The organism is Stenotrophomonas pictorum JCM 9942 (assembly GCF_001310775.1).
Taxonomy (GTDB): Bacteria; Pseudomonadota; Gammaproteobacteria; order Xanthomonadales; family Xanthomonadaceae; genus Stenotrophomonas; species Stenotrophomonas pictorum.
Genome location: NZ_BAZI01000007.1, coordinates 1 through 26,343 on the forward strand (window position 1 = coordinate 1; position 26,343 = coordinate 26,343).

The following is a 26,343-nucleotide window of genomic DNA, read 5'->3' on the forward strand; positions in this document are numbered from 1 at the left end:
GGCCGGAGCGGCCAGCTGGTAGGCCCGTGCTGCGGCAGCCGGGGTGACGCTGGTGTCCAGCGCCGGCTTGTTGGCGGCCTCGCCACCGAGTTGACGGGCGATCACCGCCGACAGGCCCAGACCACGGCCGCGCGTCATCTGCTCGGCGATGCGCTGGTCGTACATCTCGCGGAACATCTGGTTCTCGCCCGGGAACAGCGAGTCGCCGAAGCTGGCCGCCCGCATGCTCTTGATCAGCATCTGGCGAACTGGCCTTCCAGCTGCCGTGCGACTTTGTCGATCTTGGCCGGGTCATGGGCGAGCGCCGGATTGAGCTCCAGCGGCGAGGCGTTGATACGCATGTCAGATCACCTCGAGCTCGGCGCTCAGCGCACCGGCCTGCTTGAGGGCTTCCAGGATGGCGATCAGATCGCCCGGTGCCGCGCCCACTTCGTTGACCGCGCGCACGATCTCATCGAGCGTGGCGCCACCGTCGAAACGGAACATGCGGCTGCCCTCGTTGCTGGCGGTGATGGTCGACTGCGGCACGGCCACGGTCTGGCCGCCGCCGAAGGCGTTGGGCTGGCTGATCTGCGCCGATTCGCTGACGGTCACCGTCAAGGAGCCGTGCGCGATCGCCGCCGGGCTGACCCGGACCTGGGAGCCGATCACCACCGTGCCGGTGCGTGAATTGACCACGATGCGCGCCGGAGCGCTGCCCGGTGACAGCTCGACATTCTCGATCCGCGCCAGCATGCCGATCCGTGCGCCGGCATCGGTGGGGGCCTGCACCGCCACGGTGACACCGTCCACCGCGCGTGCCGCGCCTTCGCCGAAGGTCGCGTTCAAGGCGTTGACCATCCGCGAAACGGTGGTGAAATCGTTCTGGTGCAGGTTCAAGGTGATCTCACCGCTGGCCCCGAACACATCGGGCACCGCGCGTTCGACGGTGGCGCCGTTGGGAATGCGACCGACGCTGGGAATATTCACCGACATGCGCGAGCCATCCTTGCCCTGCGCACCGAAGCCGCCGACCACCAGATTGCCCTGGGCGATGGCGTAGACCTGGCCATCGGCGCCTTTGAGCGGCGCCATCAGCAGCGAGCCGCCGCGCAGTGACACCGCGTTGCCGATCGAGGAGACGGTGATGTCGATGGTCTGGCCGGGCTTGGAGAACGGCGGCAGTTCGGCGTGGATCGCCACGGCGGCCACGTTCTTCAGCTGCGGGTTGACGTTGGCCGGGACGTTGACGCCCAGCTCGCCGAGCAGGTTCTTCAGGCTCTGCACGGTAAACGGCGCCTGGCTGGTGCGGTCACCGCTGCCATCCAGACCGACCACCAGGCCGTAGCCGACCAGCGCATTGCCGCGCACCCCGCCGACCTGGGCCAGGTCTTTGATGCGTTCGGCCTGGGCGGGCAGGGCAACGCCCAGTACCAGCAGGCACAGCGCGGCGCGGCGAAGAAGGGGAGAGAGATTCATGGCCATGCTCAGAACGGCGCCAGCGCCGAGTTGAAGAAGCGTCCCAGCCAGCCGATCGCATTGGACTGCGCCACGGCGCCGCGACCGCCGTAGACGATGCGCGCATCGGCCACCCGGCTGGAGGAGATGGTGTTGTCCGGGGTGATATCCGCCGGGCGCACCACGCCCTGGATCTGCACCAGCTCATCGCCCTGGTTGAGTCGCAGGTTCTTCTGCCCCTGCACGACCAGGTTGCCGTTGGGCAGGCGCTGGATCACGGTGACGGTGACATTGCCCTGCAGACGGTTGCTCTGCGCGCTGTTGCCCTTGCCACCGAAGTCGCGCTCGGCCGCGGCCGAGGCCCCGAGGATGTCCTTGCCGCCCAGCGTGACCGGCGCGCCGAACAGGGTCGGCGTGCCGATATCCACGTTGGACTGCTTGCTGATCGCGGTGCTGGCGGTGGTGGTGGCGGTGGTGTTCTCGATCAGGGTGATGGTGAGCAGGTCGCCGACATCACGCGCCCGGCGATCACCGTAGAGATTCAGTCCCGGGCCGGCGGCATAGATCGCGCCGGCGGTGGGTTCGGCCGACGGCGCGATGACCGGCTGGATCGGCGCCATCGGTGCGTACGGGCGCACGTCGCCGGCCAGCGTGCAGCCACCCAGCAGGGTGGTGGCGACGAGGGCGACGGAAAGATGACGCGTCAAGGCGATGCGGTTCATGGCGGGATTCATGGGCGGCTCAGACGTTGTTGTTGAGGTAGCCGAGCATCGAGTCGGTGGTGGATATCGCCTTGGCATTCATCTCGTAGGCGCGCTGGGTCTCGATCATCGACACCAGCTCCTCGACCACGTTGACGTTGCTGCCTTCCAGCGCGCCTTGGACCACGCTGCCCAGGCCATTGAGACCGGGCGTGCCGTTCTGCGCGGGGCCGGAGGCGGTGGTTTCCAGGTACAGGTTCTCGCCCTTGGACTGCAGGCCGGCCGGATTGATGAAGTCGGTCAGGGTCAGCGAACCGATCTCGACCGAAGCCGCTTCGCCGGCCATCTGCACACTGATGGTGCCGTCGCTGCCGATGGTCATCGACTGCGCGCCTTCAGGAATCTGGATGCCCGGCTGCACGGCATAGCCGCTGTTGGTGACCAGCTCGCCCTGGGCGTTGACCTGGAAGCTGCCATCGCGGGTATAGGCCGAGGTGCCATCGGGCATCATCACTTCGAAGAAGCCGCGGCCATTGACCATCACATCCATCGCGCGGCCGGTCTGCTGCTGGCTGCCCTGTTCGAAGTGCTTGGAGGTGGACACCACGCGCACGCCGGTACCCAACTGCAGGCCGGTCGGCAGCTGCGTCTGTGCCGAGGAAGCGCCGCCGGGCTGACGCACCTGCTGGTACAGCAGGTCCTCGAAGCTGGCGCGGTCGCGCTTGAATCCGGTGGTATTGGTGTTGGCCAGATTGTTCGAGACAACGGACATGCGCGTCTGCTGCGCGTCCAGGCCGGTCTTGGCGACCCACAATGCCTGATTCATGGTGCGATTCCTCTGCTGGTTCTGTTGGCCGGGTTGGCCCTTGCCCAGAGTCAATGCATGGCGCGTGCCAGAAACGGTGCCGGAATGCCGGCGTAGGCCTTCCCGCGGTGCCCGACGGCGGTATGCACACTGCCGGGCACGCCCGGTGACGGGCCTCGGCGAAATAAAAATCCGCGGGCCACCGGGGCCCGCGGATTTCGGATTCACGGCAGGGGAGCGGGCGCTCAGCCGTTCAGGCGCAGCAGGCTGTTGGCACTGCGTGCGTTCTCGTCACCGTGCTTGATCACCTTGACCTGCATTTCGAACTGGCGCTGCAACTGGATCATCTGCACCAGCGCTCCGGCCGCATCGACGTTGCTGGCTTCGAGCATGCCGCTGTCCACCGCTTTTCCCGTGGCGGCGGTGAAGGGCTGCTGCGGGTCGGTATTGCGCATCAGCCCGTCCAGCCCGCGCGTCAGCCGGTCGTCGGCGGCGTTGACCACCCGCAGCCGGCCGATCATCGCCATCGTCTGCGGGCCTTCACCCTGCGGAATGATCGACAGCGTGCCGTCATTGCCGATTTCGATGGCCTGGTAGGGCGGTATCGCCAGCGGATTGCCGTTGTCATCGAGCACGGCATTGCCTTCGGCGGTGACCAGCTGGCCGTTGGGCGTCAGCGACAGTGCGCCGGCGCGGGTATAGGCCTCGCTGCCATCGCCGGCCTGCACCGCCAGCCAGTTGCCCGGCTGCAGTGACAGATCCAGCGCGTTGCCGGTGACCTGCTGGGCGCCAACGCGGCGGTTGAAGCCGGCGTCGACATGCAGCGCATCGATCCGCGATGGATGCCCGGGCCCCTGGATGCGGAAGGCCTCGGTGTTGGCCAGCGCCTCCTTGAAGCCGGGGGTGTCGGCATTGGCCAGGTTGTGGGACACCGTGCCCTGCGCCTGCAGTGAAGCGCGGGCGCCGGTCATGGCAACGTAGAGTGCCTTGTCCATCAGTGGAGTTCCGTCTGCGGGTCAGGGTTGGGCATCAACGGATGTTGATCATGGCTGGGTGATCTGGTCCTGGGTGGAAAGCATCTGCGAGTTGGCCTGGAAGTTGCGCTGCGCGGTGATCATGTTGACCAGCTGCTCGGTCAGATCGACCGTGGAGGCTTCCAGCGAGCCGGCCTGGATCTGGCCGAAGTCCGAGCTGTCCGGGGCACCGGTGCGCGGCGTGCCCGAGGTGTAGGTCTCGGTCCACAGATTGTTGCCGTCGCTCTTCAGGCCCTGCGGATTGTTGAAGTTGGTCAGAGCCACCTGGCCCAGGCCGACGTCCACACCGTTGGAGTAGCGTGCATAGACCACGCCCTCTTCGGAAATGCTCACCTCGTTGAGCTTGCCGGAGGCATAGCCGTCCTGGGCGGTGTTGCGCAGCGAGAACTTCTCGCCGTACTGGGTGGAGCCGGTGATATCCAGCGACATGTTCAACGAACCGGCGCCGGTGCTGGGGATGAACGGATCCATGACGATCTTGCCGTCGGCGGGCGTGGTCAGCAGGCCGCTATCGGAGAATCCCAGCGTGGTCGGCGCGCCGGCAGCCACCCCGTCAACGTAGTTGTAGACCTGCCATTCGTTCGGATTGGCGGTTTTGACGAAGTACGAGGTCTGGGTATGGCTCACGCCCAGCGAGTCGTACACGGTGACGCCGCCGCTGGACTGGCTGTAGCTGTTGGAATCGGCCGGATCGAACGGGGTCACCGTTGGCGGCGTGGCATTGGCCGGCAGGGTGAAGGCCAGTTCCACGTTGCTGGTCGGGCGCGGCGGGCTGTCGGTGGCCAGCAGGCGCAGGTCGGTCAGCTGCCCGGCCTCGAAGCCGGTACCGGCGGCGTTGGGAGCGAACACCTGCAGGCGGGCGCTGCGGGTTCACCACGTAGCCGCTGGCATCGGTCTGGAAATTGCCGGCGCGCGAGTACACGCGGTTGCCGTTCATCGACAGGGTGAAGAAGCCTTCGCCGGCGACCGCCAGATCCAGGCTGCGGCCGGTGGTGTCGATGTTGCCCTGCGAGAACTGCTGGGCGACGTTGGTCAAGCGTGCGCCCGAGCCCACTGCCGTGGACGACAGGCCGTAGCTGGTGGAATTGAACAGGTCAGCGAACTCGGCGCGCGATTCCTTGAAGCCGGTGGTGTTGACGTTGGCGATGTTGTTCGCCGTCACGTTCAGGTTGGCGTTGGCGGCATTGATACCGGACAGCGAGATGTTGAAGCTCATCGGAATTTTCCTTCTGAAGTCGTTGGGCCGGCTCAGCTGACGCGGAGCACGTAATCGAGCGGGGCGGTGCCCAGTCCCTTGAGGTTGAGGTACAGCCCGTCGGAGCCGACGGTGACGCTCTCCACCTCGGCCTGCACATAAGTGCTCAGCTTGGATTGCACGCCGCTGCTGTCGGTGTGGTTGGCGACGATGCTGTAGCTGCCCGGCGGCATGCGCTTGCCGTCGGCATCCAGTCCGTCCCACTGGAAAGACACCTCGCCCGCGGCATTGGCCGGCACAGTGAGCTGGTTCACCTTCACGCCGTTGGCGTCGGTGATATCCACGGTGACGGTACCGGGGCCCGGCGCGGCGACCGTGCCGCTGACCATGCCTTCGGTTTCCAGTGCCAGCTGGGTGGAGGGCACCAGCACCTCGTGACCGACCAGCGCCGCACCCTTCAGGATCTGGTCGCTGGACAGCTGCTGCTGGAAGCCGTTGACCGAGGTGTTGAGGTCGTTGATGCCCTGCACGGTGGACAGCTGCGCCATCTGCGCGACCATCTGGCTGTTGTCCATCGGCTTGAGGGGGTCCTGATGCTGCAGCTGGGTGGTCATCAGGCGCATGAAGTCGGCCTGGTCCAGTGCATCATTCTTTTTCTTGGCCTGCGGGGTGTTGGCGGTGAGGCCAAGGGCGCCGTACAGGTCGGTGTTGACGGTACTCATGGGTAATGTGTCCTGGAGGCGGCGCGTCAGCGGCCCATGGTCAAGGTGGCCAATGCCAGTTCCTTGGCGGTGTTGAGCATTTCCACGCCGGCCTGGTAATTGCGCGAGGTCGAAATGAGGTTGACCATCTGCGCCACCGGATCGATATCCGCGCGTAGACATAGCCTTCGCCATCGGCCAGCGGGTGGTTGGGCTCGTAGCGCTTGATCGGCGCGGCCTGGCTTTGTGTCACTTCCTTGACCTGCACGCCGGTGAGGTTGCGGTCCTCACGGCTGGTCACGGCCTGGAAGATCGGCTCCAGCGGCTTGTAGACCGCTTCGGGCGAGCCGGCGACCGAGTCGGCGTTGGACAGGTTCGAGGCGATGGTGCTCATGCGCACCGACTGCGCCTGCAGCGCGGAGCCGGCGATATCGAAAATCGGCAGGTTGCTCATGGCGATACTCCTTATTGACCGGTGATCGCAGTGAGCATGGAGCGCACCTTGGATTCCACGAAGCTCAGCGAGGCGCGGTATTCCAGCGCGGCGCGGCCATACGCGGCGCGTTCGGCATCCGGGTCCACGGTGTTGCCGTCAAGACTGGGCTGATTGGCTTCGCGCAGGATCTGGAATGGATTCAGGCCGTCGCCACCGATCCGGTAATGCTGCTCGGCGGTGGTGGTCAGCAGGCCGTTGCCGGTACCGCCCTGGGCGTGGCGCAGGGCGGCATCAAAATCGAGATCGCGGGCCTTGTAGCCCGGCGTGTCGGCATTGGCCAGATTGCCGGCGATCAGTTTCATGCGCTGCTCGCGCAACGGCATGGCCTGGGCGTGAACCCCCAGGTAGTTGGAAATCAGGTTGGGCATGACAAGCCTCCCGCGGACGATGTGCGGGAAGCTGCAAGTGGTGTGCCAGACGGGGCGCGATGGCGTCTGGGGCGGCCTCAGGCCGCGGCGGCCACCTGGCGCAGGCGGTGCAGGACGAAGTCGGCCAGTTCGTGCGGGCTGTACTTGGCCACGAAGGCGTTGGCGCCGACCCGTTCGACCATGGCGTTGTTGAACACGCCCGACAGGGAGGTGTGCAGCAGCACGTAGAGCCCGGCCAGGCCCGGGTGGCGGCGGATTTCCGTCGTCAGGGTGTAGCCGTCCATGGCGGGCATCTCGATGTCGGAGATCACCATGGCGTAGCGTTCGGCCGGGTTCTCGCCGCCGGCATGGATCTGCAGCAGGTGGTCCAGCGCCTGCTTGCCATCGGAGAGCAGGGTGGCGGTGACGCCGAGCTGGTCGAGCACATTGCGGATCTGCTGGCGAGCCACCCGCGAGTCGTCGACCACCAGCACCTGCATCGGCGGCGCGCCGGCGGGCAGGGCCATGGACGGGTCCAGTACCGCCTCGTCCCGGATCTGGGCGATATCGGCCAGCACGCTTTCCACGTCGATGACTTGGATCAGCTCGCCCTGGAAGCGGGTGACCGCGGTCAGGTAGCTGGATTCGGCGCCCAGCTCGGGCGGCGGCTGGATGTCCTCCACCGCGATATTGACGATCCGTTCGACCCCGCTGACCAGAAAGCCCTGCACCGAGCGGTTGAATTCGGTGACCACCAGATAGCCCGGCGAGGTGTCGGCCTCGGGTTCACGCTCGGGATGGCCGATGGCCAGTCCCAGATCCAGCACCGGTACCGAGCGGCCACGCACGTCGGCGACACCCGCAAACTGGGCCGGCAGCCCGGGGACCTGGAACAGCGCCGGGCGCCGCAACACTTCCTGGACCTTGAATACGTTCACGCCAAAAAGCTGACGGCCGCCAAGGCGGAACAGCAACAGCGCGAGCCGGTTGTGGCCGGCCAGGCGCGTGCGTTGGTCGATGCGATTGAGCAGATCATGTGACATGCAAGCGGTATCGGCGCCTGCGTGGAGGACTTGAGAGGGGGTTTTGGCACGCCGCTTGCAGCGATGTGGGCACTATCTGTTGCCGGAGGTTGCATGCGTCTGTCTGTCTTGCTGGGCCTGGTCCTGGCCATGCCGGTGGTGGCGGCCGATTTCCAGCCGGTGACCTCGATCAGGACGGCGGCCCTGTCCACGCTGGACCCGACCACCGAGGGCGAGGCGATCGTCGATGCCGGGCTGCGCCTGCCGGCGTGCCCGCAGAGCCTGCAGGCACGGGCCACCGGTACCAGCACCGTGGAGGTGAGCTGTCCGCAGGCCGGCGGCTGGCGCCTGTTCGTCCCGGTAAAGATCCGGCGCGAGCAGGATGTGCTGGTGCTCGGGCGTGGGGTGGCCGCTGGAGAAACCCTGTCGGCAGCCGATATCACCACTGTGCGCCGCGACATCGCGCGGATCGCCGGCGCGGTGATCTCCGATCCGCAGCTGGCGGTGGGACGGGTGGCGCGGCGCACGCTGGCTGCCGGCAGCCTGCTCTCGGCCAGTGATCTGGTCGCGCAGCGGCTGGTCCGTCGTGGCGACAGTGTGGCGCTGGTTTCCCGCCGGGGCGGCATCGAAGTGCGGATGGCCGGACGGGCGCTGGGCGATGCCGGCGAACAGGAGCGGGTGTCGGTGGAGAACCTGTCGTCACGCAAAATAGTACAAGGTGTGGTGGGCCCCGGCGGCGACGTTGTGGTTTCGCGATAAATTTCCTAAAGAAGACCGGCCCGACGCCGTTAACGTATTCGAACCGAATCAGGATCATCGTCACATGAGCCAGAAAATCGACGGCGGTATTGCAGCAAGCGCCCAGCTGCGCCCAGTCACCGTCCTTGCCAAAGCCGCCCCGGCCGGCGACACCGCCGCGCGCCCGGTTGAAGCGGTCGACAGCCTGCGCCTGACCGGCGAGGCCACAAATCTGCAGGCCATGCAGCGCGAACTGTCGACCGCCCCGGCGATCGACAGCGGCCGCGTACAGGCCGTGCGTGAGGCATTGGAAAACGGCAGCTACCGGATCAATCCCGAGGCCATTGCCCAGCGCATGCTGGACATGGACCAGCAGCTGCGCGGATGAAGCTGGCAATGGGCAATCCGCTGCAGCAGCTGAGCGACGCGCTCGATGGCGAGCGCCAGGCGCTGGTTGACCACGATGTGCCGGCACTGATCGCCGCTACCGGTCGCAAACTCGAAGCCCTGCGGGTGCTGGAAGCCCAGCCGCCGCTGGAACATGCCGCGCTGCTGCAGGAACTGGCGGAGCGCAACCGGGCCAATGGGGCCCTGCTGGCCCGGCGCCGGCGTGAGGTCAACTGGGCCCTGCGCCAGCTCGGCCGCAGTGAAACCGCCTCGGCCTACGATGCGAAGGGGCAGTCCCAGCTGCTGCACACCCGCAAGCCGCTGGCGGTGGCCTGAGGCCTGTCCGCGCCCGTTCAGCGGGCGCGCCTGAACCGGTACCGGGCAAACGTATATATTGATCAGCCGTTTCCCCTGATCCTGCGGCCCGTGTCCACTCCCGATTTCGCTTCGCTGTTCCCGTTGCCCTCCGCCGATGTGCTGCGCGCCTTGGGCGAACGCATGCGTGAAGGCCTGCTCCTGTTCGACGGCAAGGGCAATACCTCGCTGGTCAACCGTGCCGCGCGCCAGATGCTGGACGCCGAGCAGAGCCCGGTCCTGGCGCTTGGCGCGAAACTCGCGCGTTTCCTGCCGCCGGCCGCCATGCCGCAGGCCAAGGAGAGCGGCAGCTGGAGTGGCAGTCTGCCGCTTGGCGAGCGGGTGGTGATCCTCCAGCTCTACCATCAGCCGGGCGAAGGGCGCGACGTCTACCTGGCGCTGTTCCGCAATCTCGAAGGGCAGGAAGACTACGAGCGGGAGCTGCAGCAGCGCCACGCCGAGTTGCGCCAGGCCTACCTGCGACTGAACGGGACCCAGGAAAAGCTCCTGCAGTCGGAAAAGATGGCGTCCATCGGCCAGCTGGCCGCCGGTGTCGCCCACGAGATCAATAATCCCATCGGCTATGTCCACTCCAACCTGGGCAGCCTGCAGGAATACCTGCGCAGCCTGTTCACGGTCATCGAGGCCTATGAGCGCGCCCTGCGCGCCCCGGACCCGAAGGCTTCGATCCCGGAGATCGACGATATCCGCAGCCGGCTGGATATCGATTTCATCAGTCGCGACCTGCCGCAGCTGATGGCCGAATCACGCGAGGGCATCGAGCGGGTGACCCGCATCGTGCGTGACCTGAAGGACTTCTCCTATTCCGGGCGTGACGAGTCCTGGAAGCTGGCCGACCTGCACGCCGGGCTCGAATCGACGATCAACATCATCTGGAACGAACTCAAGTACAAGGTCACGCTCGAGCGCCAATACGGCGAGTTGCCGATGGTGGAATGCCTGCCCTCGGAGTTGAACCAGGTCTACATGAACATGCTGCTCAATGCCGGACATGCGGTGGCCGAACGCGGCCATATCGTGGTCAGTAGCGGCGTGAGCGGTGATGAGGTGTGGGTGGAGTTCAAGGACAACGGTGCCGGTATTTCCCCCGAGCTGCGCCAGCGCATTTTCGATCCGTTCTTCACTACCAAGCCGGTCGGCAGTGGCACCGGGCTGGGGCTGTCGATTTCCTACGGCATCATCAACAAGCATCACGGCCGCATCGACCTGGACAGCACCGTCGGTGAAGGTTCGCGCTTCCGCATCATCCTGCCGATCCGTCAGCCCAAGGGCTGACGGCGGCACTCACAGCGGGACGCCGCCGCGTTTTTCATCGTGGGTACGGAACGCCTGGCGGATGTGCTCGCGCAGCTCGTCGTCATCCCACGGTTTGGTCAGGAAACGGTAGATCGCGCCACGGTTGATCGCATCGGTCACGGTGGCCAGATCGGTGTAGCCGGAGAGCACCAGGCGGATGGTGTCCGGGTAGAGCATCTTCACCCGGCCCAGGAACTCGGTGCCGCTCATGTCGGACATGCGCTGGTCGGACAGGATCACCTGCACATCGTTGATCGCCAGCAGGTCGAAGGCATCACGCACGTTGCCGGCGGCCAGGATGCGGTAACCGTCGCGGCGGAACAGGCGCACCAGTGAGCGCAGGACGTTCTCCTCGTCATCCAGCAACAGCAGGGTGCGATCCGGGCGTGTTTCGGCAAAGGCTTCCGGGCGCAGGTAGCGCCGGCGCAAAGTCATGCCGGCGGCATCGGCCGACATCGGCTCGCCAAACAGGTAGCCCTGGAACACGTCGCAGTCGTTGCGCCGCAGGAAGCCCAGCTGCGCCTGTGATTCGACGCCATTGGCGATCACGGTCATGCCCAGCTGGTGGCCCATCGCGATGATCGCGCGACTGATCGCCGCTTCGCGATTGGCCGCCGGCGCGCTCTTGATGAAGCTGCGGTCGATCTTCAGCTTGTCGACCGGGTAGCGGACCAGCGCGCTGAGGCTGGAGTCGCCGGTACCGAAGTTGTCCAGGCTCAGGCTGATGCCTTCGTTGCGCAGGTTGGCCAGCGTCTCATGGACGAAGTTCACATTGTTGGTCAGCGCGCTTTCGTTGATTTCCAGGGTCAGCATGCGCGGCGGCACGCCGGTCGTCTGCAGCATTCCCATGACTTCGGCGAAAAAGTTGGGGCGCAACAGTTGCAGGGTGGAGACGTTGATCGCCACGCTGAAATCGTCGAATCCCTGGTCGCGCCAGACCCGTGCCTGGCGCAGCGCGACCTCCAGCACCCACGAGCCGATCTGGACGATGATGCCCAGACGCTCGGCGGTGCGCATGAAACGTTCGGGGACGAGCATTCCCAGCGTCGGCGATTGCCAGCGCAGCAGTGCCTCCATGCCGACCACATGGCCATCGCGGGCACTGACCAGCGGCTGGTAGCGCAGGCGCAATTCGCCGTTGTCGATCGCATCGACCAGTTGCCTTGAGATGATGCTTTCGCTGTGCGCGCTGCTGGGCTTGTGCAGCACGTACAGATGCACCGAGTTGCCACCTTCGCGACCGGCCTGATGCAGTGCGTCCTCGGCCAGGTCCAGCAGTCTGCTGGGCCGTGTGGCGTGCTCCGGGCATAGGCTAACGCCGATCTTCGCGGTCAGAAACAGCGTGTAAGGCAGCACCGACAGCGGCAGCTCCATCTGCTGGCGCAGCGATTCGGCCATCTCCTCGGGAAGCGGTTCACCCGGCAGGCGCGGAATTGCGATCAGGAACTCGTCGCTGCCATGGCGCCACAGCCGGCCTCGCCCCTGCAGATGCGTGCGCAGGCGCTCGGCGATCAATTCCAGCGCCTGGTCGCCGACTTCCGCACTCATGTTCTCGTTTACCGAGGCGAAATGATCGATATCCAGGTGCATCACCACCAGCGGTGTGCCACCGCTGGTGGCCTCGTTGACCAGCGCGGCGAACTCCGGATTGCCTGCGCCAAGCCGGGCGGTCTGCGTTTCCGTAAAAGGCGGCGTGGAGAGGGGGGAAGGCCACATGGTTCAGAGTCCAGCTGCCGCTTCGAGCGGTTGCGATGCGCGGATGGGGAGGTACAGGTCGATGCACGTGCCTTCGCCCGGTGCGGTGATGATCTCCACCTTGCCGCCGGCGCTCTGCGCGCGCTCGCGCATCACGATCAGGCCCAGGCCGCGCGGACCGTCGGGATCGAAACCCTCACCATCATCGATGACCCGCAGATGCAGCTGGCCGTTTTCGGCCTCGTTCAATCGCAGCTGGACCTGGCTTGCCTGCGCGTGACGCAAGGCATTGGTCAGGCTCTCCTGCGCGATGCGGAAGCAGGCCTGCTCGATCGCATTGTCCGGGCGCTGGGACAGTTCGCCGATCTCCATCTGCAGCTCCACCGGCGAGGCCCGGAAAAGCTGCCCTGCCTGCCAGCGCACCGCGGCCTGCAGGCCCAGCGCGTCAAGTTGCGGGGGGCGAAGCAGCATCGACAGGTTGCGCAGCCGGGTGACGGTGCTGTCGACCAGCTCGATGATCTGACCGATATCTTCATTGCGGCGCGTGGCATCCAGCTCGTGCATCGCGGCATGCGCGGCGAGTTTGATCGCGGTGATGGACTGGCCGATATCGTCGTGCAGGTCGCGCGAAATAGCCCTGCGCTCGTCTTCCTGCACCGAAAACAGGCGTCCGGCCAGCGCCTGAAGTTCCCGGTTGCTGGTTTCCAGCGCGGCGCGGTGGGACTCCAGTTCGGTGAGGTCGCGGATGACCAGCAGTCGGCAGTCGCGTCCGCCGTAGCGTACGTCTCCCACTGACAAGGCCGCCAGGAAGTGGCTGCCATCCTGGCGCTGCATGCTGGGAATCAGCGGCGGCAGGCGGTCAAGATACCGGCGCGGCAGATTCAGATAGTCGCGTACCCGGGCAAGATCATCGCCGGTGACAAGCGACTGCAGCGGGGTGCCGAGCATCTGCTCGGCGGCGTAGCCGAACTGCGCGGCGCCGAGCGGGTTGATGTACAGCACCTGGTCCTCGGAAAGGATCACGACGCCGTCAGGAAGGACGCGCACCAGCTCGCGGAACTGCTCCTCGCGCTCCTTCAGCAGCTGGCGCGAATGCTCGCGCTCGCTGACATCCTGCAAGGTTCCATGGATCACGCCCGGCGCCGCCCCGGTTTGAACCGGGGCCAGACGCGCGCGCAGGTGGATGGTCAGCAAGCGTCCATCCATCGCCCGCACACGCAACAGCAGGTCCAGCTGGGCCGCGCTGCCTTTGACGATGGCGTCAATGCTCTGCAACAGCTCGCTTGCGTCGTTTTCACCGATCCGGAACGCATCGCCGATCGGTTGCCATGTCGGTGAGGGGCCCGGACGCCGCGCCAGCAGCAGGCACGCTTCATCCGACAGGCGGATCTGTGCCTTGACCGGATCGATCTCCAGTGCGCCGATACGTGCGATGGATTGGACCTCGCGCATCCGGTTCAGGGCGGTATCGAGTTGCCGCCGGGTGGCGACTTCGGCACTGCGATCAATCATGTTGACCAGCCGCGCCGCGCGTCCGTCGAGGGCGAGGCGGCTTCCCCACAGTTCCGCCGGATGAATGCTGCCGTCGCGTCGCTGCAGGTCGGTCGACAGGTGCTGCTCACTGTCAGGCCGGGCGACAATTTGGGCCATATGGCGACGCAGCAGTTCTTCCGAACCTGGCGGAATCAGCTGCCCGATCGTCATCCCGCCGAGCTCCTGGCGGCTCCAGCCCAGCAGCGCTTCGGCCGCGGGATTGGCATCACGGATCGTCCAGGTGGCCAAGTCATAGACCAGCATCGCGCCGGCGTTGCATTCGAAACGCTGCCGGTACTCCGTCAATTCATGTGCCAGCCGCTCCTGCTCGTACGCCAGCTGCGCCTGGCAGCGCTGCCACCTGCGGGTCAGCACCAGCGCGCAGGCGAAAAGGAGGGTGACGCAGATCACAGTTGTGATGGCTGCCGCGGGTATGGACAACGCGACCGTCAGCCAGGGAGCAACGCAACCGGCCAGCCCGATCAGCAGCAAGAGGGCGACACCTGGATAAAAATTCGTCGTCAACTTCTTCAACAGCAAGCCAGCGTAAGACGGCGAAGGCGGAAGCGGGGGCTGGCCTGTCTCCATTGTTCCTGATGGGTCGGGGACGGAAAGTCGGTCTCCATCTTACCTGCTTGCCAAAAGTGGACGCGACGGGCTGCTCAATTTTCCGGCGTGCCGGCCGTTATTCGATTAATTCCAACAAAGAGTGGAGCGGTACGGCGTGGATCAGGGTGCGATTTTCAGTCTGTTGAAGCACCACCTGGGCACGGCCGCCGACTTGCCGCATGTCGACAGGGTTGCAGTGGGCATGACCGGCGCCTGCGGCAGCAGCCAGCGCCAACGGGCGCTTGAGACGGAGCTGGAGATCCAGCGGGCCCAGCTGAAACAGGCCCAGCGGGCCGCCGGGATGGGCGGCTGGGTCTGGGAAAACGAGGCTGGCGGCTGCATGCGCTGGTCTGATGCGTTCTATGCCGTCACCACGCTGCAGGCGGATTCGTTGCCGGCAGATCGCCGCTGGATGCGGGTGCTGGGCCGGGGAGGACGCAGGCAGGTGCTCTCCGCCTGGCGCCGGGTTCAGCGGGAGGGCAACGAATACACCTTCGATATGAGTCACCGTGCTGGCGATGGCCTCACCTTGCAGTTGCGTGTCTGGATGCAGCCGCATCTGGATCCAAATGGCAGCCTCCAGCGGGTGATCGGCCAGATCCACAATGTCTCCGCACAGCGGCAGACCGATGCGCTGATCCGCTGGCGGACCGAGCTGCTCAATCGCGTCTCCGCACTGGGCCGGATCGGCGCCTGCGAGATCGAGGTGGGCAGCCGCAGCATGCTGTGGACCGAGGAGTGCTACCGCATCCACGGCTTGCGCAAGGAGCAGATCAGCCTGGATCAGGCGCTGTCCCTGTATACGCAGGATTCGCAGGACAGCTTCTGTGCGGCCCTGGATCGCATTGCTGCGGGTGGTCTTCCCGAGCAGTTGGAACTGTGTTTCTACCGGCATTCGGGCCAGCGGGTGTGGGTGCAGGTGCTTGTCGAACTGGATCAGCGCGAAGGCTTGCCCGAGCGGTTTGTGGTGTTGTTCCGCGACATCACCCGCGAGCGAGAGGCCAATGAGCGCATCGAGCTTCTGGCGCACTACGACCTGCTGACCGGACTCCCCAACAGGATGCTGCTGCGCGAGCAGGCGATCGAGGCGATGGAGGAGGCGCGTAAGCGCGGCGCGACGCTGGCGATGCTGTTCATCGACCTGGATGGCTTCAAGGCCATCAACGACACTTTCGGTCACGCCACCGGCGACAGCTTGCTCAAGGCGGCAGCCGCACGCTTCCACCAGAACCTCAGCAATGCGGATCTGTTCGCGCGCTTCAGTGGCGATGAGTTCATCGTGATCCTGCGCAATCTCAGTCAGCCCGAGGATGCCGGACTGGTCGCCCGCAAGCTGATCGCTTCGCTTGCCGAGCCGCTGTATCGCGGCGACAGCGCGCTGAAGGTCGGCGCGAGCGTCGGCATCGCGCTGATGGACGAAACGCGTCAGGATTTCGACACCCTGTTGCGCGCAGCCGATGCGGCGATGTACGCCGCCAAGAGCGCCGGACGCAACACCTACCAGTACTACAGCCAGGATGCGCTGGCGCGTACCCAGCGCCGCCTTGAGGTCGAGCACGCACTGCACGGTGCGGTGGATCGCGAGGAGTTCTCGCTGGTCTACCAGCCGCTGGTACACGCCGATTCCTCGCAGCCTCCGTCAATCGAGGCGCTGGTGCGCTGGGAGCATCCCCGGATCGGGGTCTGCGGACCGGCCGAGTTCATTCCGATCGCCGAGAAATGCGGTGAAATCAACCAGATCGGCGAATGGGTGCTGGACGAAGCCTGCCGACAGGCCGCTGTCTGGCGACAGGCCGGGCTGGCGTTTGAGCGTATCGCCGTGAATATTTCCGCGGTGCAGCTGCGTGAGCGGGGCTTCGCCGAGCGTGTGATCCAGACCTGTCGCCGCCACAACTGGCCGCCGCATCAACTTGAGCTGGAGCTCACCGAGTCGGCGCTGATCCGCGACACGGATGCGCTGCGCCAATGCTTCGAGATATTCGAAACCAATGGCGTACCGCTGGCGGTGGATGACTTCGGTACCGGTTTCTCGAATCTGCACTACCTCAACCGGTTTCCCGTGCAGCGTCTGAAAATCGACCGCAGTTTCGTGCAGGAAATGCTGCACGATGCCGGGACGGCCGAAGTCACCCAGGCAATCGTGCAGCTGGGCCACGCGCTGGGCATGCAGGTGGTCGCCGAAGGCGTGGAGACGGTACAGGAAGAGTTGATGCTGCGTGCCCAGGGCTGCGATGAGATGCAGGGCTACCTGTTCTCGCGGCCGCTGCCGCCGCGCCAGATGGCGCAATGGCTCAAGGCCAGGGTGTAGGGCGCTCACGCGGCGCAGGGGCGGGCCGGGCAGGCCGGCGAATCCTCCGGATCAAACAGTTCCAGCACAAGGGCGCACCTGATGCGCCCTTGTGCTGTTTGCGTGTCTCCGGGCCCTCTGGCCTGCAAGCAGCGCGACCGGTTTGAACCGGGCGCGAGTGTTGGGTCGCCGCCAGACCCTGTCCCTACGCGCCACGTCAGCGCGGGGATGTACCGGGACCGTGCAGACGCCGGCGATCTATCCGCTTCGCCGGGGTATGACCGGGCGCATCGTCATGAAGATGAAAGGCACCCGATACGCCGTCGCTTCCGCTGACTACCCGCCCGCAGTGGCGCCACCTTCGACCATGCCTGCGCAACTCGATCTGCTCCGGCGCGGCGGCTGTCCGCTGCTTTATGCGTTGCCGTAGCAGCCGGTTGCAGTCCAAGGCATATGCCTGATTGCAAAAAGAAAAGCCCCGGACATGCCGGGGCTTTTCCATCAACCAAGGGGATGTCAGAACAGTTCGACCGTTCCTGCGCCCATGCTCTGCTGGCTCACCGGCTTGTGCGGCGGGCGCTCCCATTCGTTGCGCATCTCGCGCAGGCGGCTGCCGGTGCGCTGCAGGGCGGTTACCAGCTCATCGTCGAAGACCCCGCCGTTCCGGTGCAGCAGCTCCTGCAGGGCCAGGGCTTCGCGGTTGATGGCACCTAGGCGGTCCAGATGCGTGTGGGCGCCGCCCAAGGCCTGGGTGGCGATGTCCTCGAACTGCAGGGCGCGCACGGCTTCGGCAACACTGCTGTCGATGGCACGGCCGCAGTCGGAGATCTCGCGCATACCATCGCCCAGCGATGCATTGATGGCGGCCACGTTCTCCAGCATCGCCGCGGCCTCATGGCGCGCTTCGCGGGAGCGGTCCATGTCGCGCGAGGCCATGTGCGAGACGGTCTCGCGCACCTTGGCGATGGCGTCCTTGGAGCTGTGGGCCAGCTTGCGGATCTGCTCGTTGAAGGTGGTGGAGCGCTCGGACAGGTTGCGCACCTCGTCAGCGACCACCGCAAAGCCGCGGCCGGCCTCGCCGGCACGTGCCGCCTCGATCGCCGCGTTCAGCGCCAGCAGGTTGGTCTGGTCGGCGATGGATTTGACGTCTTCCAGCAGCGCGAAGATGCCATCCAGGTGCTGTGCCATCTGGTCGATGTGCTGCACGGTGTTGCTGCTCTGGCCGCTGACCTGTTCCAGCGCCTCAACCAGCTGTTCCATCTGCTGGCTGGCATGCTGGGCGAAGCGGGCCACGTCGACGCCGCCGCCACCTTCATCGCCGGCGCGGTCGACCACACGGGCCAGGGCCTGGCTCTGCTGCCGGGACTTGCGGCTCATCGAATCGAAACTGCCACCGAGCCCGGCGACCGCCTGACGGATCAGTTCGCGGGCACGTTCGATCTCGCTGCGTGAGCCATCGATCTCGTTGCTGACGAAGCTGCGCAGTTCATTGAGCAGCTGGTCCTGTTCCTTCAGCACCTTGGCATGTTCGGGGGAGCGCTGGGCCTGTGCGTGCACAGTCCAGTACGCAAACACCAGCCAGCTCAGCACCATTGTGGTCAGGATCGCCCACACGGCTGCTGACGGCCACGCCAGGGCGGCAGCAAGCGGGAGCAGGAAGGTCAAGGCCAGCGGGGCGGCCAGGCGGATTGCAATACGTGAATACATGGACGTTCTCGGGAGAGTCACGAATGCAGTATCGGCCGCAGGCCGGGGGGCTTTAGGCCTGCGACGGACTCCCGGAACGTTTTGTGATGGCCGTAGGCGGTGGCGTGGTGCGGCGCATACGGCGCACGTCTCAGCGCAGGCGGCGTTCGATCGCCTCGACCATGGTCTTGCGCGAAATCAGGAAGTCCCAGTAGTTGCCTCCCAGTTGCCGCCACAGTACCGCCGAGCGCACGGCGGCCAGCAGCAGCGCGCGGATTTCCGAGACCACGGGGGCCTGGTTGAGATAGTGCGGATTGCCCTGGACCATGATCTTGGGCTTGAGCTGGCTGATCGTGTCCTTGTACAGCTCGCCCATGGCCAAGAGCACGTCGGGGTGGTTGCTTTCGCCGAGCTCCTGCGCCCGCGCCGCGGCCCGGCGCACCCCCGCCTGCACCTTGTCCACGGTCGAGGCCTCACGTACGAAGCGGCGCTCCAGCTGCATCACCGACAACGCCAGGCGCGGCAACAATTCGTCCTTGCCCTGGTTGCGGAAATAGTCGCGCAACAGGCGCAGGCCAGGCTCCACGTGCCTGGCGCTGCCATACACCGCAGCAGGTTCGGGCGCATCGAGCCGCATGACACTGTCCATCGCCGTGCGTACGATGGCCGCTTCGGAATGGCCGGTTTCGGCGATACGGCGGACCTGCTGCAGGGCCTGGGCAATGCCGGCCAGCGCCAGTACGCGGTCGTCAAACGAAAAACTCATGGTTACCTCTCAAGGGGAAGGTGGCGCGCCCAGACGGCGCTCCAGCGGTGCATTGGTGGCGGCGATCACCGCCCCGCCCAGACATTCCATGCCGTCATAGAGCACCAGTGACTGTCCGGGGGTCACCGCCCGTTGCGGGCCTGCGAAATGCACATCCAGCGTACCGTCGTCACGCACCCGCACGGTACACGGCTCGTCCGGCTGCCGATAGCGGGTCTGTGCGCTGCATTCGAATTCCGTCGCCGGAGGCGCCCCTGAAATCCAGTGCATCGGTTCGCTGCGCAGCCAGTTCGACTGCAGATAGGCACTGTCGTGCCCCTGGTCGACGTACAGGATGTTGCGTGCCACGTCCTTGCCGACCACGAACCAGGGGGCCGCCGGCCGGCCGCGCACGCCGCCGATATTCAGCCCTTCGCGCTGGCCAAGGGTGAAATAGAAAACGCCGGGATGGGTGGCGATGACCTGGTCGTCGGGATCGCGGATCTCGCCGCGCCGCGCGGGCAGATACTGGCCCAGGAACTCGCGGAAATCGCGTTCACCGATGAAGCAGATGCCCGTGGAGTCCTTTTTGGCATGGGTCTGCAATCCGGCATCGCGGGCGATGCGACGCAGCTGGCTCTTTTCCAGATGGCCGATCGGGAACAGGGTGGCCGCCAGTTGTTCCTGCCCCAGCTGGTGCAGGAAGTAGCTTTGATCCTTGCCGCGGTCGGCGCCGCGCAGCAGGCGCCAGCGCCCACGGTGCTGGTCCACCTGTGCGTAATGGCCGGTGGCGATCCGCTCGGCGCCCAGGTCGCGGGCCGCCTCCAGGAAGTGCTTGAACTTCACCTCCCGGTTGCACAGTACGTCCGGGTTGGGCGTCCGACCGGCCGCGTATTCGGCCAGGAAGTGCTCGAACACCCCTTCCCAGTATTCGCTGGAGAAGTCGCGGAAATGGAACGGGATACCCAGCCGTCCGCAGACGGCGACCGCATCGCGTCGATCGTCTTCAGCCCGGCAGTGGCCGCTGCCGTCGTCGGCCCAGTTCTGCATGAACAGCCCCGCGACCGGAAGCCCCTGCTGTACCAGCATCAGCGCCGCGACCGAGGAATCCACGCCGCCGGAGACGCCTACGACAATATCCGGTGTGCTCATGGGATCTGCCTCAGCAGCGACAGGGGGTGGCGTTGCCCGGCCAGCCAGTCGGCGACCGTGCGCCAGACCAGCGGGCTGCGCAGCCGTTCCATCTCGGCCTGGATGGCTTCCGGCGGCAGCCACAAGGCCTGGATGATTCCGGCATCCAGCGCCTGTGCGGCGTGATGGTGGAGCGGTTTGGCGGCAAAGGCGAAGCGCAGGAAGGGCGTGCCGTCATCGGCCTGCCACTGGTAGGTACCGATGAAGGCGGTCAGCCGCACGTCCCAGCCGGTTTCTTCGCGGGTTTCGCGCACCGCCGCGTCCAGCAGGCTTTCGCCCGGTTCCAAGTGGCCGGCCGGCTGGTTCAGCAGCCTGCGACCCTGTTTTACCTCTTCCACCAGCAGCAGTTGCCCTGCGCGGGAGACCACGGTGGCCACGGTGACATGTGGCGCCCATCGCTGGGACTGCAATGCGTTCACGCTCAGTACTCGTCCTTGGACGTCAGTTCCAGTTCAATTGCATCGGCGCTCTTGCAGGCCGCATCGATGGCGTCGCTGAGCACTTCGGCCGAGGCGTCGGCATCGATCTTGACGACGAACATGGCCATGTCCCCCTGCTTGACCCAGGCGCCGAGCTTGGATTCGTTGGAGTCTTCCAGCAGGCGGTTGCCGATCAGCGCCGGGAACTGTGGTCCTGGCGACTTGTAGCCCGGCGACCAGATTTCACGGATGTGGTGGCTGCCATAGGTTTCCACCGAGGAGCGCACGAACACCAGCTGACTGCGGTCGTTTTCCATGTCGAATACCAGTTTGTAATCGCCGTCTTCGTCGATTTCATACTTGTATTCCAGCCCGTCGAGCAGGCGGCCCACGGCGCGGTCCGGCCCGGCGGCGAACGCCGCGCCGCAAGTGCCGGTCAAGATGCCAGCCAGTGCGGCGGCCAATACGATCTGCTTCATGCTTCCCCTGCAGGAATGTGGATGACCTGCAAATTGTGCGGGGGCAGGGGGGGCGCGTCCAATCGGGAAGGGTGAAAAGCTATAATCTGGCGATGTCCCAGAAGACCCAACACGAGAGCGAGCACGGCGTACTGGTTGCGCCGGGAAAGCCGCAGATCGCCCCGCCGCCGCAGTATCAGGTGATGCTGCTCAATGACGACTACACCCCGATGGACTTCGTGGTGGTGGTGTTGCAGAACTTTTTCTCGATGAGCCTGGACCAGGCCACCCAGGTGATGCTGCATGTCCATACCCGCGGCCGCGGCATCTGCGGGGTGTACACCCGCGAAGTAGCCGAAACCAAGGTCGCCCAGGTCAACGAGTTCTCCCGTATGAACCAGCATCCGCTGCTGTGCACGATGGAGCAGGCCTGAGGCTGCTCAGCCGGCTTCGCGGGCCAGGGCCAGCTTGGCGGTGGAAAGACTGATGTAGAGGCGTCCTGGCAATCTTCGATGAGCCAGCAGGCAGACAGGACCGCGTAGACCGCAATCCACTGCAGCAATCGCTGTTGCGCGATGCCGGGGTGGTGGCTGACCTGGATCAGCCGTGCGTTGGAATTCCGCTCATTGGAATTCCGCTCATAGGTGGAAAATCGCCGCCCTGCGACACACAGATCCGGGTTCAGGAACAGCGGGGCGTAGTCGAAGCCGGGCTCCCCGAGCAGGCCCTTGGGGGCAATCGCCAGCCAGCCGCGGGCCCCGCCATCCAGGACATTGTCATGATGAAGGTCGCCCTGAAGTGCGATCGGGTTCCCCGGTTGCGCAAGAAGCTGGGCGGCACGGGCAAGCACTGCCACAGCAACCCGTGCTGCGATACGTGAGGATGCCGCAGGGCGCCGAACCAGTGCCGCAGTGGAGTCAGTGCCGGCGGTGTGCTTCTACGGCGATGCGGCTGTGCGACTTTGCGGCGACATCGCACAAGATCACCGTGGCGTCCCGATCTGCGCCCTCCACCGGAAGATCGCGCAGCGGCTTCCCGGGAACGATGTGTTCCAGCAGCATCGTCGCGCCGTCACTGGCCAGCGGGCGTATCGCGCCATCCCCATTCCAGAGCCGAGGGCGGCCGCGGCCGGCGGTAATGCTGCAGGAGAGCGGCTGTTTCAGCATGGCGGGCGTGCCTGTTTGCGTCAGTACCGGCAGCAGGCCCGCGACGCGCATGACAATGGGCGCGCCAACGGAGCGCAGCTGCCAGCGTTGCAGATGTTGGCTGCCCATCAGTCATTCCAGCAGAGGGGTTTCATGCTAACGCCGCTTAAACACGGCCATCCGGTAGGGTGATGAAAATTCCGCTGTCAGGCCGCATATTGTCTCCAACCGGATTCGGAGTTCCCAATGTTCAGTAAAGACCTCGAGCAGACGATTGGTCAGTGCTACAAGCGCGCTCGCGAGGCTCGTCACGAATTCATGACGGTCGAGCACCTGCTGCTCGCCTTGTTGGAAAATCCGTCGGCCCAAGCCGTGCTGAAGGCATGCGGAGCGGATCTGGACCGCCTGCACCAGGAGTTGGAGCAGGCGGTGGAAACCTCCGTGTCGCGGCTGGCCGATGACGATGGGCGTGACACCCAGCCGACCCTGGGTTTCCAGCGGGTGTTGCAGCGTGCGGTCTACCACGTGCAGTCCTCCGGCAAGAAGGAGGTCACCGGCGCCAATGTGCTGGTGGCGATCTTCGGTGAGAAGGATTCGCACGCGGTCTACTATCTCAACCAGCAGGACGTCACCCGGCTGGATATCGTCAACTACCTGTCCCATGGCGTTGCAAAAATGGGTGAGGAGGACGATTCCTCCTCTTCGATCGAGGGCGAGGGACGGAGCGAGGGGGCCGACCCCGAATCCAAGGGCGATGCGCTGACCGACTATGCCAGCAACCTCAATGAGCTGGCCCGTGCCGGGCGGATCGATCCGCTGGTCGGGCGGCGCGACGAGATCGAGCGGACCATCCAGGTGCTGTGCCGTCGCCGCAAGAACAATCCGCTGTATGTCGGAGAGGCCGGCGTGGGCAAGACCGCCATCGCCGAGGGATTGGCTAAGCGCATCGTCGATGGCGAGGTGCCGGAGGTGCTGGCCAATGCGGTGATCTACTCGCTTGACCTTGGCGCGCTGGTGGCCGGCACCAAGTATCGCGGTGACTTCGAGAAACGGCTCAAGGGCGTGATCAGCGCGTTGAAGAAGATTCCCGACGCGGTGCTGTTCATCGATGAGATCCACACGATCATCGGCGCCGGGTCGGCCTCGGGCGGCACCATGGACGCCTCCAATCTGATCAAGCCGGCACTGGCCTCGGGCGAGTTGCGGTGCATCGGCTCGACCACGTTCCAGGAATACCGCGGCATCTTCGAGAAGGACCGTGCGCTGGCGCGGCGTTTCCAGAAGATCGACATCGTCGAACCGACCGTGGGCGAGGCGTATGAAATCCTCAAGGGGCTGCGTCCCAAATACGAGGCGCACCACAGCGTGACCTATGCCGATGATGCGCTGCAGGCCGCGGTGGATCTTTCGGTCAAGCACATCGGCGACCGTCTGTTGCCCGACAAAGCCATCGACGTCATCGACGAGGCGGGTGCGCGGCAGCGGTTGCTGCCGGAAGATCAGCGTAAACAGCGTATCGATACCGAGGAGATCGAGGCGATCATCGCCAAGATGGCACGCATTCCGGCCAAGCAGGTCACCGCCACCGACAAGGATGTGCTCAAGCACCTTGAGCGCAATCTGAAGATGGTGATCTTCGGCCAGGATCCGGCCATCGACAGCCTCGCCTCGGCGATCAAACTGTCGCGCTCCGGGCTGGGCAATCCGGACAAGCCGATCGGCAACTTCCTGTTTGCCGGCCCGACCGGCGTGGGCAAGACCGAAGTCACCCGTCAGCTGGCGTTGCAGCTGGGGATCGAGCTGGTGCGCTTTGACATGTCCGAGTACATGGAGCCGCACTCGGTCAGCCGCCTGATCGGCGCGCCTCCGGGTTACGTCGGCTTCGACCAGGGCGGGCTGCTCACGGAGAAAATCGTGAAGACCCCGCATTGCGTCCTGCTGCTGGATGAAGTGGAAAAAGCCCACCCGGACATCTTCAACATCCTGCTGCAGGTCATGGATCGCGGCATTCTTACCGACACCAATGGCCGTGAAGCCAACTTCAAGAACGTGATCCTGGTGATGACCACCAATGCCGGTGCGGCACAGGCCGCCCGCCGCTCGATCGGTTTCACCAAGCAGGATCACGCGACCGATGCGATGGAGGTGATCCGCAAGAGCTTCACCCCGGAGTTCCGCAATCGCCTGGATGCGGTGGTGCAGTTCCAGCCGCTGGGCTTCGAACACATCCTGCGGGTGGTGGACAAGTTCCTGATCGAGCTGGAGATGCTGTTGCAGGACAAGCATGTGTCGCTGTCGGCGACCCCGGCGGCCCGCGACTGGCTGGCGCAACACGGATTCGATCCGGAAATGGGGGCGCGTCCGATGAACCGGGTGATCCAGGACAGGATCAAGCGTCCGTTGGCGGACGAGCTGCTGTTCGGCAAGCTGGTTGGCGGCGGCAAGGTCAGCATCGACGTTCGCGACGGCGAGCTGGTGGTGCAAACCGAGGCCGAACCCGAACATCTGCTGCCGGCCACGGTGTAACGCCCGGCGCCTCTTTTCGGGTTTGAACAGCGGCGGCTACGGCCGCCGCTGTTGTATCCGGAGCGCTGTGGGCAAGCGGCGAAAAGCAACGCAAAAAGCCAGCGCAAGGCTGGCTTTTCAGGCATACGCCCGGCCTGCCGCCTTACTTCATGCGGTAGGTGATACGGCCCTTGGTCAGGTCGTATGGCGTCATCTCGACCTTGACGCGATCGCCGGTCAGGATGCGGATGTAGTTCTTGCGCATGCGGCCGGAGATGTGGGCAATGATCTCATGCCCATTTTCCAGGCGAACGCGGAAAGTGGTGTTGGGCAACGTCTCGCTGACGGTGCCTTCGAACTCAATGGAGTCGTCTTTCGACATGTAGTCCTGTGCGGTTCTGCGGACGGCCTTTGCGGGCCTAAGGGCGGGCATTTTACGCCGTCGCGCCGAATCATGCAAAGTTTGCGTTAAGGGGCGGCAGGGCGGGCCAGCGTCGAGGCCGGAATGTCGCCGAAATATGGCGCCCACGAGCCGATCTTGCCCGGTTCATGCGCCAGACGGCGCACGTGCTGGAGGAACTCTGCCCGCCCCAGATGCGTCGCCCCCATCCTTACCAGGTGGGGGTTTTCCACCTGGGCGTCGATCAGCGGCCAGCCCCAGCGGGCCAGCGTCGCCGCCAGCGCTGCCAATGCCACCTTCGATCCGCCGCTGCGTGCACTGAACATGCTTTCACCGAAGAACATGCGGCCAATGGCCACGCCATAGATGCCGCCGACCAACTTCTCGGCCTCGTACACCTCGACCGAATGCGCATGGCCCAGGTGGTGCAGCGCGACATAGGCGTGATGCATGTCCGGGGTGATCCACGTGCCATCCTGGCCGGGGCGAGGCGCCTGCGCGCAGGCAAGCATCACCTCCGGGAAGGCGGTATCCGCCCGGATCTGCCATGGCGACGCGCGCAGGCTGCGACGGAAACGCGAGGACAGGTGGAGCTGCTTGGTATGGAACACCATGCGGGGGGCGGGTGACCACCACAACAGCGGCTGGCCATGGGAAAACCAGGGGAAGATTCCGCCGGCATAGGCATTGAGCAGGCGCACGGGGGACAGGTCGCCGCCGACAGCAAGCAGGCCGTCGGGTTCGCGCAGCGCCAGTTCGGCGGGCGGGAACGGTGAGTCGCTCGCCTCGCCCAGCAGGTAGGGGTGGTGGCGGCTCATCCGGCATCTTCCGTGGATCTGAAGGGGCCGTGGTGCCGCAGTGCCTCTGCATAGCGGGTCACGTCCTCATGCTCCCGCAGGCACCAGTCGCGCAGCGCCTCGCGGAACCGGGGGTGGGCGATCCAGTGTCGGCTGTGCACTTCGGTCGGCAGGAAGCCACGCGCCAGTTTGTGCTCGCCCTGGGCGCCCGGTTCGAAGTGCTGCAAGCCTTCGCGCAGGCAGTACTCGATGCCCTGGTAGTAGCAGGTCTCGAAGTGCAGGCCGGGCAGCGGGGCGCCACCCCAGTAGCGGCCGTACAGGGTCTGCCCGCCGCGCAGG

The 26,343-nt window shown here is 65.4% G+C and carries 24 protein-coding genes and 5 pseudogenes; 7 read left to right on the forward strand and 22 right to left on the reverse strand.

All coding sequences use genetic code 11. The annotated features are described in order from the left end of the window. The 10 genes and pseudogenes from JCM9942_RS01160 to JCM9942_RS01205 all read right to left on the reverse strand — a co-directional run. Positions 1-341: pseudogene (locus JCM9942_RS01160) on the reverse strand (rod-binding protein); the annotation flags it as partial. A 1-nt stretch (position 342) separates the two neighbouring features. Then, entirely contained in the window at positions 343-1,464 is a 1,122-nt protein-coding gene (locus JCM9942_RS01165) for a flagellar basal body P-ring protein FlgI (protein WP_054656970.1), read from the reverse strand. Positions 1,465-1,466: 2 nt separating this feature from the next. Continuing rightward, positions 1,467-2,159: a flagellar basal body L-ring protein FlgH gene (gene flgH / locus JCM9942_RS01170; protein ID WP_054656972.1), complete on the reverse strand. Its 693-nt coding sequence runs from the start codon at positions 2,157-2,159 to the stop codon at positions 1,467-1,469. Positions 2,160-2,178: 19 nt separating this feature from the next. Further along, a complete protein-coding gene (gene flgG, locus JCM9942_RS01175; RefSeq protein ID WP_054656975.1) occupies positions 2,179-2,964 on the reverse strand; it encodes a flagellar basal-body rod protein FlgG in 786 nt (261 codons plus the stop codon). Between the two features lie 224 nt (positions 2,965-3,188). Then, positions 3,189-3,938, reverse strand: a complete 750-nt coding sequence (locus JCM9942_RS01180; RefSeq protein ID WP_054656977.1) for a flagellar basal body rod protein FlgF — start codon at positions 3,936-3,938, stop codon at positions 3,189-3,191. 34 nt (positions 3,939-3,972) lie between these two features. After that, positions 3,973-5,193: pseudogene (gene flgE, locus JCM9942_RS01185) on the reverse strand (flagellar hook protein FlgE). A gap of 32 nt (positions 5,194-5,225) precedes the next feature. Then, a complete protein-coding gene (locus tag JCM9942_RS01190; protein WP_054656979.1) occupies positions 5,226-5,894 on the reverse strand; it encodes a flagellar hook capping FlgD N-terminal domain-containing protein in 669 nt (222 codons plus the stop codon). 26 nt (positions 5,895-5,920) lie between these two features. Continuing rightward, a pseudogene (gene flgC / locus JCM9942_RS01195) lies at positions 5,921-6,327 on the reverse strand (flagellar basal body rod protein FlgC). An 11-nt stretch (positions 6,328-6,338) separates the two neighbouring features. After that, positions 6,339-6,737, reverse strand: a complete 399-nt coding sequence (gene flgB, locus JCM9942_RS01200) for a flagellar basal body rod protein FlgB (protein ID WP_054656981.1) — start codon at positions 6,735-6,737, stop codon at positions 6,339-6,341. A gap of 77 nt (positions 6,738-6,814) precedes the next feature. Beyond that, positions 6,815-7,759, reverse strand: a complete 945-nt coding sequence (locus JCM9942_RS01205) for a chemotaxis protein (RefSeq protein ID WP_054656983.1) — start codon at positions 7,757-7,759, stop codon at positions 6,815-6,817. 93 nt (positions 7,760-7,852) lie between these two features. Here JCM9942_RS01205 and flgA point away from each other — a divergent pair, with 93 nt between their 5' ends. From flgA to JCM9942_RS01225, 4 genes are all read left to right on the forward strand, one after another. Continuing rightward, on the forward strand, positions 7,853-8,497 hold the full coding sequence (flgA, locus tag JCM9942_RS01210) for a flagellar basal body P-ring formation chaperone FlgA (RefSeq protein WP_054656985.1): 645 nt from the start codon (positions 7,853-7,855) through the stop codon (positions 8,495-8,497). Between the two features lie 64 nt (positions 8,498-8,561). Beyond that, a complete protein-coding gene (flgM, locus tag JCM9942_RS01215; protein ID WP_054656988.1) occupies positions 8,562-8,864 on the forward strand; it encodes a flagellar biosynthesis anti-sigma factor FlgM in 303 nt (100 codons plus the stop codon). Then, positions 8,861-9,199: a flagella protein gene (locus JCM9942_RS01220; RefSeq protein WP_054656990.1), complete on the forward strand. Its 339-nt coding sequence runs from the start codon at positions 8,861-8,863 to the stop codon at positions 9,197-9,199. The genes flgM and JCM9942_RS01220 overlap by 4 nt, the downstream gene beginning before the upstream one ends. Positions 9,200-9,361: 162 nt before the next feature. Further along, positions 9,362-10,513, forward strand: a complete 1,152-nt coding sequence (locus tag JCM9942_RS01225) for an ATP-binding protein (RefSeq protein WP_083468360.1) — start codon at positions 9,362-9,364, stop codon at positions 10,511-10,513. A gap of 9 nt (positions 10,514-10,522) precedes the next feature. On the opposite strand, the gene JCM9942_RS01230 is transcribed toward JCM9942_RS01225, so the two are convergent. Both JCM9942_RS01230 and JCM9942_RS01235 read right to left on the reverse strand, forming a co-directional pair. Then, positions 10,523-12,250: an EAL domain-containing protein gene (locus JCM9942_RS01230; RefSeq protein WP_054656995.1), complete on the reverse strand. Its 1,728-nt coding sequence runs from the start codon at positions 12,248-12,250 to the stop codon at positions 10,523-10,525. Positions 12,251-12,253: 3 nt separating this feature from the next. Continuing rightward, positions 12,254-14,254, reverse strand: coding sequence for a PAS domain-containing sensor histidine kinase (locus JCM9942_RS01235; protein WP_057506502.1), 2,001 nt, complete (start codon positions 14,252-14,254; stop codon positions 12,254-12,256). A gap of 298 nt (positions 14,255-14,552) precedes the next feature. Here JCM9942_RS01235 and JCM9942_RS01240 point away from each other — a divergent pair. Then, positions 14,553-16,679: pseudogene (locus tag JCM9942_RS01240) on the forward strand (putative bifunctional diguanylate cyclase/phosphodiesterase); the annotation flags it as partial. A 495-nt stretch (positions 16,680-17,174) separates the two neighbouring features. On the opposite strand, the gene JCM9942_RS01245 reads toward JCM9942_RS01240, so the two are convergent. The 5 genes from JCM9942_RS01245 to JCM9942_RS01265 all read right to left on the reverse strand — a co-directional run bounded on the left by JCM9942_RS01245 (position 17,175) and on the right by JCM9942_RS01265 (position 21,178). Beyond that, positions 17,175-18,365, reverse strand: a complete 1,191-nt coding sequence (locus JCM9942_RS01245) for a methyl-accepting chemotaxis protein (protein WP_054656999.1) — start codon at positions 18,363-18,365, stop codon at positions 17,175-17,177. Between the two features lie 130 nt (positions 18,366-18,495). Beyond that, positions 18,496-19,110: a high frequency lysogenization protein HflD gene (hflD, locus tag JCM9942_RS01250; RefSeq protein WP_054657001.1), complete on the reverse strand. Its 615-nt coding sequence runs from the start codon at positions 19,108-19,110 to the stop codon at positions 18,496-18,498. A gap of 9 nt (positions 19,111-19,119) precedes the next feature. Then, positions 19,120-20,241, reverse strand: coding sequence for a tRNA 2-thiouridine(34) synthase MnmA (mnmA, locus tag JCM9942_RS01255; RefSeq protein WP_054657003.1), 1,122 nt, complete (start codon positions 20,239-20,241; stop codon positions 19,120-19,122). After that, positions 20,238-20,699: an NUDIX hydrolase gene (locus tag JCM9942_RS01260; RefSeq protein WP_054657005.1), complete on the reverse strand. Its 462-nt coding sequence runs from the start codon at positions 20,697-20,699 to the stop codon at positions 20,238-20,240. Before JCM9942_RS01260 ends, mnmA begins: the two co-directional genes overlap by 4 nt. A 2-nt stretch (positions 20,700-20,701) precedes the next feature. Further along, the gene (locus JCM9942_RS01265; RefSeq protein WP_054657007.1) at positions 20,702-21,178 is read right to left on the reverse strand and encodes a hypothetical protein; all 477 of its coding nucleotides are present in this window, start codon (positions 21,176-21,178) and stop codon (positions 20,702-20,704) included. A gap of 92 nt (positions 21,179-21,270) precedes the next feature. On the opposite strand from JCM9942_RS01265, the gene clpS reads away from it, so the two are divergent. Continuing rightward, positions 21,271-21,591 carry an ATP-dependent Clp protease adapter ClpS gene (gene clpS, locus JCM9942_RS01270; protein WP_054657010.1) on the forward strand — a complete coding sequence of 107 codons (321 nt, stop codon included), beginning with the start codon at positions 21,271-21,273 and terminating at the stop codon, positions 21,589-21,591. Positions 21,592-21,722: 131 nt separating this feature from the next. Here clpS and JCM9942_RS20575 read toward each other — a convergent pair. Continuing rightward, positions 21,723-22,013, reverse strand: a pseudogene (locus tag JCM9942_RS20575) (aminoglycoside phosphotransferase family protein); the annotation flags it as partial. A gap of 61 nt (positions 22,014-22,074) precedes the next feature. Further along, positions 22,075-22,431 (reverse strand): aminoglycoside phosphotransferase family protein, encoded by a 357-nt coding sequence (locus tag JCM9942_RS01280; RefSeq protein WP_054657014.1) that lies wholly within the window; start codon positions 22,429-22,431, stop codon positions 22,075-22,077. A 117-nt stretch (positions 22,432-22,548) separates the two neighbouring features. Here JCM9942_RS01280 and clpA point away from each other — a divergent pair, with 117 nt between their 5' ends. Then, a complete protein-coding gene (gene clpA / locus JCM9942_RS01285; protein WP_054657016.1) occupies positions 22,549-24,828 on the forward strand; it encodes an ATP-dependent Clp protease ATP-binding subunit ClpA in 2,280 nt (759 codons plus the stop codon). Positions 24,829-24,970: 142 nt separating this feature from the next. Here the strand turns inward: clpA and infA are convergent, their stop codons facing one another. The 3 genes from infA to JCM9942_RS01300 form a co-directional block, all read right to left on the reverse strand. Then, positions 24,971-25,189, reverse strand: a complete 219-nt coding sequence (gene infA, locus JCM9942_RS01290; protein WP_005409596.1) for a translation initiation factor IF-1 — start codon at positions 25,187-25,189, stop codon at positions 24,971-24,973. Positions 25,190-25,275: 86 nt separating this feature from the next. Continuing rightward, on the reverse strand, positions 25,276-26,025 hold the full coding sequence (gene aat / locus JCM9942_RS01295) for a leucyl/phenylalanyl-tRNA--protein transferase (RefSeq protein ID WP_054657018.1): 750 nt from the start codon (positions 26,023-26,025) through the stop codon (positions 25,276-25,278). Further along, positions 26,022-26,343, reverse strand: a 322-nt coding sequence (locus JCM9942_RS01300; RefSeq protein ID WP_172675018.1) for a peptidogalycan biosysnthesis protein, incomplete at its 5' end; no start/stop codon positions are given. The genes aat and JCM9942_RS01300, both read right to left, overlap by 4 nt.

Coding starts and splice junctions, on each gene's coding strand:
- JCM9942_RS01165 (WP_054656970.1), bottom strand. CDS start 1,464: ATGGCCATGAATCTCTCTCCCCTTCTTCGCCGCGCCGCGCTGTGCCTG.
- flgH (WP_054656972.1), bottom strand. CDS start 2,159: ATGAACCGCATCGCCTTGACGCGTCATCTTTCCGTCGCCCTCGTCGCC.
- flgG (WP_054656975.1), bottom strand. CDS start 2,964: ATGAATCAGGCATTGTGGGTCGCCAAGACCGGCCTGGACGCGCAGCAG.
- JCM9942_RS01180 (WP_054656977.1), bottom strand. CDS start 3,938: ATGGACAAGGCACTCTACGTTGCCATGACCGGCGCCCGCGCTTCACTG.
- JCM9942_RS01190 (WP_054656979.1), bottom strand. CDS start 5,894: ATGAGTACCGTCAACACCGACCTGTACGGCGCCCTTGGCCTCACCGCC.
- flgB (WP_054656981.1), bottom strand. CDS start 6,737: ATGCCCAACCTGATTTCCAACTACCTGGGGGTTCACGCCCAGGCCATG.
- JCM9942_RS01205 (WP_054656983.1), bottom strand. CDS start 7,759: ATGTCACATGATCTGCTCAATCGCATCGACCAACGCACGCGCCTGGCC.
- flgA (WP_054656985.1), top strand. CDS start 7,853: ATGCGTCTGTCTGTCTTGCTGGGCCTGGTCCTGGCCATGCCGGTGGTG.
- flgM (WP_054656988.1), top strand. CDS start 8,562: ATGAGCCAGAAAATCGACGGCGGTATTGCAGCAAGCGCCCAGCTGCGC.
- JCM9942_RS01220 (WP_054656990.1), top strand. CDS start 8,861: ATGAAGCTGGCAATGGGCAATCCGCTGCAGCAGCTGAGCGACGCGCTC.
- JCM9942_RS01225 (WP_083468360.1), top strand. CDS start 9,362: ATGCGTGAAGGCCTGCTCCTGTTCGACGGCAAGGGCAATACCTCGCTG.
- JCM9942_RS01230 (WP_054656995.1), bottom strand. CDS start 12,250: ATGTGGCCTTCCCCCCTCTCCACGCCGCCTTTTACGGAAACGCAGACC.
- JCM9942_RS01245 (WP_054656999.1), bottom strand. CDS start 18,365: ATGTATTCACGTATTGCAATCCGCCTGGCCGCCCCGCTGGCCTTGACC.
- hflD (WP_054657001.1), bottom strand. CDS start 19,110: ATGAGTTTTTCGTTTGACGACCGCGTACTGGCGCTGGCCGGCATTGCC.
- mnmA (WP_054657003.1), bottom strand. CDS start 20,241: ATGAGCACACCGGATATTGTCGTAGGCGTCTCCGGCGGCGTGGATTCC.
- JCM9942_RS01265 (WP_054657007.1), bottom strand. CDS start 21,178: ATGAAGCAGATCGTATTGGCCGCCGCACTGGCTGGCATCTTGACCGGC.
- clpS (WP_054657010.1), top strand. CDS start 21,271: ATGTCCCAGAAGACCCAACACGAGAGCGAGCACGGCGTACTGGTTGCG.
- JCM9942_RS01280 (WP_054657014.1), bottom strand. CDS start 22,431: ATGGGCAGCCAACATCTGCAACGCTGGCAGCTGCGCTCCGTTGGCGCG.
- clpA (WP_054657016.1), top strand. CDS start 22,549: ATGTTCAGTAAAGACCTCGAGCAGACGATTGGTCAGTGCTACAAGCGC.
- infA (WP_005409596.1), bottom strand. CDS start 25,189: ATGTCGAAAGACGACTCCATTGAGTTCGAAGGCACCGTCAGCGAGACG.
- aat (WP_054657018.1), bottom strand. CDS start 26,025: ATGAGCCGCCACCACCCCTACCTGCTGGGCGAGGCGAGCGACTCACCG.